The sequence below is a fragment of the uncultured Phenylobacterium sp. genome, assembly GCF_902826855.1.
In the GTDB taxonomy this organism is placed as follows: domain Bacteria; phylum Pseudomonadota; class Alphaproteobacteria; order Caulobacterales; family Caulobacteraceae; genus Phenylobacterium.
Map to the genome: position 1 here is coordinate 1 of NZ_CADEGK010000286.1, position 4,775 is coordinate 4,775.

Consider the following 4,775-nt stretch of genomic DNA (forward strand, 5'->3'; position numbering starts at 1 on the left):
CATCGTCGCCTCGGTCTCGTGCATTTACGGCATCGGCTCGGTCGAGACCTATTCGGCGATGACCTTCTCGCTGAAGCCGGGCGACCGGATCGACGAGAAGAAGCTGATGGGGGACCTGGTCGCCCTTCAGTACAAGCGCAACGACCAGGCCTTCGAGCGGGGCAGCTTCCGCCGGCGCGGCGACACCCTGGAGATCTACCCGGCCCACTACGAGGACCGAGCCTGGCGGATCAGCCTGTTCGGCGATGAGATCGAAGCCATCACCGAGTTCGACCCGCTGACCGGCAAGAAGACTGCCGAGTTGCAGGGCATCAAGGTCTACGCGAACAGCCACTACGTGACGCCGCGGCCGACGCTCCGGCAGGCGATCAACCAGATCAAGGCGGAGCTGAAAGACCGCCTCGACTGGATGGTGGCCAACGGCAAGCTGCTGGAGGCGCAGCGGCTGGAACAGCGCACGACCTTCGACATGGAGATGATCGAGGCGACCGGGTCGTGCGCCGGAATCGAGAACTACAGCCGCTACCTCACGGGCCGCCGGCCGGGCGAGCCGCCGCCGACCTTCTTCGAGTACATCCCCGACAACGCGCTCCTCTTCATCGACGAGAGTCACCAGACGGTGCCGCAGATCGGCGGCATGTACCGGGGCGACTACCGCCGCAAGTTCACCCTGGCCGAGTACGGCTTCCGCCTGCCCTCCTGCATCGACAACCGCCCGCTCAAGTTCGAGGAGTGGGACGCCATGCGGCCGGACAGCGTGTTCGTCTCCGCCACGCCCGGACCGTGGGAGATGGAGCGCACCGGCGGCGTCTTCGCCGAGCAGGTGATCCGGCCGACCGGCCTGATCGACCCGCCGGTGGAGATCAAGCCGGTCACCAAGGGCGGCTTTTCCCAGGTGGACGACGTCATCGACCAGTGCCGGCAGGTGGCGGCCAAGGGCTACCGCGCGCTGATCACCGTGCTGACCAAGAAGATGGCCGAGGACCTGACGGAGTACATGCACGAGCAGGGCCTGCGCGTCCGCTACATGCACTCCGACGTCGACACCCTGGAGCGGATCGAGATCATCCGCGACCTGCGGCTCGGCGCCTTCGACGTGCTGGTGGGGATCAACCTGCTACGTGAGGGCCTGGACATCCCCGAGTGCGGGCTGGTGGCGATCCTCGACGCGGACAAGGAGGGCTTCCTGCGCTCGGAGACCAGTCTGATCCAGACGATCGGGCGTGCGGCGCGGAACGTGGACGGGCGGGTGATCCTCTACGCCGACAGCGTCACCGGCTCCATGGAGCGGGCGATGGCCGAGACGTCGCGCCGGCGGGAGAAGCAGGAGGCCTACAACACCGCCCACGGGATCACGCCGGAGAGCATCAAGTCCTCGATCAAGGACATCCTGGCGAGCCCCTACGAGAAGGACCGGGTCACCGTGCCGGTGGGCGTGGCCGAGGACGGCAAGCCCTTCGTCGGCGACAACTTCAAGACCACGCTGAAGGACCTCGAGGCGAAGATGCGCGAGGCGGCCGCCAACCTGGAGTTCGAGACCGCCGCGAGGCTGCGCGACGAGATCAAGCGCCTGAAACTGCTGGACCTGGAGTTCGCCAACGAGGTGCTGACCTCCGAGGGCGACACCGTCGACCGCAGCGCGCCGAAGCGCGTGCGCGCCGAGGCCCGGCAGGAAGCGGCCGAGCGGTTCAGGAAGGCACGGGGGCGGCGCTAGGCCGGACGTGGCAGGCCCCTCCAGAAACGACAATGGCCGCGTCGCCGCGGCCATCGCTCTCGCAGAGCGGGCGGAGCCCGGAGGCTCCGCCCTTCTTGCGACTACCAGACCTTCTTGGTCACGCCGACCCGGAGCGTGCGCCCCAGCGGGTTGCCGGTGAAGGGATCGTAGCCGGCGCTCAGGCGTGCGAAGGACGGATCCTTGTCGAACACGTTCTGAAGCCGCACGGAGACAGTGGTGTCCCAGGGCAGCTCGACCCGATAGGCCGCGTCGAAGACGATGTTCTCCTTGATCTTCCGCCCCGTCAGAAGGGCTCGCGGAGATCCCGGAGGGCCCAGCGTCGCCATCGGTGCGAAGGTTGCCACCCGCTGGTCGACGTAGCTCGAGATGTAGTTCGCGGTGATACGCAGGTTGTGCGGGCCGCGCGAGAAGTCGGTGTAGAACTGCGCCTTCCAGTCAGGCACCGGCACGATGCTCTGGCCCTGGTTCAGCTTGTTCGCCCCGTCGAAGGCCCGCCCGACGAGGATGCCCTCTACGAACTGGTCGTCGACCTTGAACTCGATGACGTAGCTCAGGCTGCCGCCGACGGTGATGTCGAGGCCGCCCACCGGTTCAGGCAGGTTGTAGGTCACCAAGAGGTCGACGCCCGAAGTCTTCTGGTCAGCGCCGTTGACCAGCCCGGTTTGCAGACGCGCCACGTTGGCGAGCGCGCAGGGCTGTCCCGCGAAGAAGCTGAAGCGGGGCAGGAGCGCCGCGCCCGGCGAGCCAGGCGTACACGCGGTCGGGCCCGTGGTGGGGAACGCCGCAGCCACGATCGCGTCGAAGGGCTCGGCGACGATCGGCTTTTCGAAGTCGAAGCTCCAGTAGTCCAGGGTGGCCAGGAAGCCGCCGGTCCTCACGATGCCGCCCACGCTGTAGGTCAGCGCGGTTTCCGGCGAGAGGCCCGGGTTGCCCACGATGTCCACCGGACGGAAGTTGCCGCCGAAGAACTGCAGGGTGGTGATCCGGCCTTCGAGCGTGTTGGCCGGCGGGGCGCGGAAGGTGGTGCCCACCGAGCCGCGCACGGCGAATATGTCCGTGACCTGCCAGCGGGCCGAGACCTTCGGGTCGAAGGTGCTGCCCACGCCGCCGCCGTAGTCCTCGTAGCGAGCCGCGCCCTGGATGCTGATCCGATCGGTGAGCGGGATGTTGACCTCGGCGAAGAACGCTTTGACGTCCTGTTCGAGATCCTGCTCGCCGAAGGTGCCGAGGAAGGCCAGCGGGCCGGTCTCCAGGAGGCAGTTCCGCGAGCCCGTGATCGGCGTGTCGGGGCAGGGGTTGATGGCCACATCCCAGCCGGGCGACACGTTCACTTCGGTCTGATTGCGGCGGTACTGAGCGCCGAGGGCCCAGCCGATCTCACCGCCGGGCAGCGACAGGCCGGGAATGGTCCCGTCGAAGATCAACTCGGCCACCACCAGGCGGTTGACCGTCTCGCGCGAGTTCTCACGGAAGAACCAGGCGATCAGGTCGCGCGAGTTGCGCGGCGAGGTGGAGGTGAATTGCGGGTTGGTGGCCCCGTTGATGAAGCTGGACTGCGTGCTGTTGGAGAACGGGTTGAAGAACATGCACGGGCCCACGCCGGGCACGCCCGTCGACGGGTTGCAGCCCGGACCGCCAAGGCCGTTCAGCGCCAGCTGGAAGCGGCTGATCTCGGTATCGGACTGGCTGAGGTACGACGAGTTCTGGCCGTAGGTCAGCGCCAGGCTGTAGCCGATGTCGGCTACGGGCAGCTTGCCCCGCACGTCAGCCGAGACGCGCCACATTTCGTAGTCGCGCTTGCCCTCGGCCCCGCGGCCGTCGAACAGCGGATTGCCGTCGAACGCGAAGGGCCGGTAGGCCAGGAAAGTGGCGCCCGCGTTCCCCGCCGGGAACAGCCCGGGGTTCTTGGCGGCGAAGTCGATGAGGCCGGGGTTTGCGGCCGGCACCGTGTACTGACCGTTCGCCGACGAGAAATTGAGCGAAGGCCCGGCCAGCAGGGCGAAGCCCGAGCTGGTGTTCATCAGCACCACGCCGCGGGCGTACATCGCATCCGCATGGAAGGTGGTGTCTTCGTCGATCTCAAAGTTGAACTGGCCGAAGAAGGAGTAGCGATCCTCCTCTTCCACGAGGTTGTCGGCGCGCAGGAATTGATACTGGCACGAGCCGTTCGGCACGACCTCGCCGCCCAGGACGGCGCAGCCCGGGTCCGAACGCACGCCGCCACTCGCCCGATCGATGAAGATCGGCGTGGAGATTCCGCTGAAGCCGCTCTCCGGGTTCTGCACGAACGGCAGGACGCCGAAGTCGCGCTTCAGCAGCGGCAGCCGCGAGCGGTGGCTGAAATCGGCCGCGAAGAAGGCGTTGGCGCGCTCGTTCGAGAAACCCCACTTGAGGCCGCCGCCCCACTCGCCCTCAGAGCCCTTGATCCACCTGTGGTTCGCGTTCAGCTCCAGGCCGTCGAAGTTGGTGGGCGCGATCAGGTTCACCACGCCGCCGATGGCTTCCGAGCCGTAGGTGGCGGCCGCGCCGTCCTTCAGAACCTCGAGGCGGCCGATGGCGCCGGTGGGCAGGAGGTTGGTGTCGACCGCGCCGTTCGCCGAGAGCGGCACGCGCCGGCCGTTGAACAGCACCAGGGTGCGCGATGCGCCCAGGCCGCGCAGGTTGATGTTGCCGACGCCTTCCTGGCCCTGGCTGCGGCCGTCGAACTGGTTCGAGTCGCCCAGAACGCCGGAGCTGGCCGGCAGCGCCTTGATCAGCTCGACAGTGGTGGGGGAGCCCTGGCGCGCCAGCTCTTCGGAGCTGATAACGTCGACGGGAAGGGCGGCGTCTTCCGGTGTGCCCCGGATCAGCGATCCGGTGACCACAACCTCGGCAACGTCCTGAGCCGCCGCGGTCCCTGCGTTCATTGCGACCAAAAGTGCGAGCGCGGACGCGCCCGCAAATACCTTACGCGACATTGTCGATTTCCTCCCGATTCCCTAGCCGCGTCTGAGGCGCGGATGCCGTACTTGTGGTACAGCTCAGCCCCCACGTATTGTAA

At 67.3% G+C, this 4,775-nt stretch carries 2 protein-coding genes; one reads left to right on the forward strand and one right to left on the reverse strand.

Annotated features, from left to right (window positions below; genetic code table 11):
* Window positions 1–1,714: excinuclease ABC subunit UvrB (gene uvrB, locus QZV94_RS23390; RefSeq protein ID WP_293682619.1), on the forward strand; the 1,714-nt coding region annotated here is incomplete at its 5' end.
* A gap of 101 nt (window positions 1,715–1,815) precedes the next feature.
* Here the strand turns inward: uvrB and QZV94_RS23395 are convergent.
* Window positions 1,816–4,641, reverse strand: coding sequence for a TonB-dependent receptor (locus QZV94_RS23395; RefSeq protein WP_293682621.1), 2,826 nt, complete (start codon window positions 4,639–4,641; stop codon window positions 1,816–1,818).
* Between the last annotated feature and the right edge of the window lie 134 nt (window positions 4,642–4,775).